1 protein-coding gene is annotated in these 1,350 nt (G+C 30.9%); it reads right to left on the reverse strand.

Going from position 1 to position 1,350, the window contains the following annotated elements:
- Positions 1-1,350: fimbria/pilus outer membrane usher protein (locus ACIPUA_RS06385; protein WP_449059437.1), on the reverse strand; the 1,350-nt coding region annotated here is incomplete at both ends.

Consider the following 1,350-nt stretch of genomic DNA (forward strand, 5'->3'; position numbering starts at 1 on the left):
ATAATTTATTGTTCTATCACCAATAGAACGGTTCCAATTTAACGAAAACGACCCTAGATTATTGACGTGTGAGTTTGCACCAATACCATATTGAGTTTCACTACTTTTTACATTATTTGAATAAATATTTGTATCATAATTATTTAATGTTTCATTAAAGTCTTTATATTCTTTGCTCCGATATAACGAATTCGCCACTAAATTAGCGTTAGCAGCGATAGGGTAATTATAGCTTAATGTATAATATTCACCATATTTTTTATCTCTATCTTTAGATATGTTAGTTGTTATCGTCGCTAAGGATAAATTCGGAAACGAATAAGTATTACTTAACCCTAGTCCTTGATAATCTTTTGATGCAAGTCCTCCGACAAAAATCAGCATATCAGGACGTAAATTAAATCCTTTGCTTATATTCATAACATAGGGTTTTTTATCTACATTATTTTGATTAACCTTACCAAAACCAAAATTTATATCTTTATTCATATTATTTGTGGCTAATATAAATGAGCTGACAGGGACAATAAATGTATTTTTTTTATTACTTTGATTTATTACTGTTACAGATAAATCTAATCTATTATTTAATAGCGGTAGGTTTTCCAATGTATAAGGTCCTTCCGGTACCGTTGTTGTATATATTAAAATCCCCGCCTGCCTGACTTCAATAATAGAGCGTTCATATGCGATGCCACTGACAATTCCACCGTCTTGAGATGAGTTATCTAATGCCAATTCAGGAGATAACTGAAAACCAATAACTTGCCCAGAGCTAAAAAATGAATTAGGTAAACTAATCTGACCTATCTGCAAGTTTTTTTTCAAGGATTCTAGTGTTTTTTCTGCATATAAGGTTTGATGATCGAAACTTGTTTTACCATTAAAATGGGTATATGTTTGATCGCTTCGTACAATCCAATTATATATATTGAACCCTACTGTGAAATTTGAATTCAAGAATGATTGAGAATGAAAATCACTTTTAGAAGAAAAATATTTTATATCATAATTGAGAACACCGGATTTTCCTGTATGGATCCAATTATCATTTTTTTTATTTCTTAACAGTGATGGTGATGCATATATATTGACCCGTAAATCACCCGGTATGAGTTCTATCTCTAAGTTATTGTACTCTTTTATTGTTGGACACGTTGATTTACTTTTGGATAGAGCAATATCTGTAGTGTCAATAAACTGAGTATTAAGACAAAGCTCTCCTTTAACATTAAATAAAAAAGAGCTTTGACCAATATAATTATCATTCAAGAAAACACTAACAATACTTTCACCTTGAGGAAAATGCGCCTTTTCACTGTACAACTTCGCAACATCAGTTGGTATACC

It is taken from the genome of Providencia sp. AGC89 (assembly GCF_053543535.1).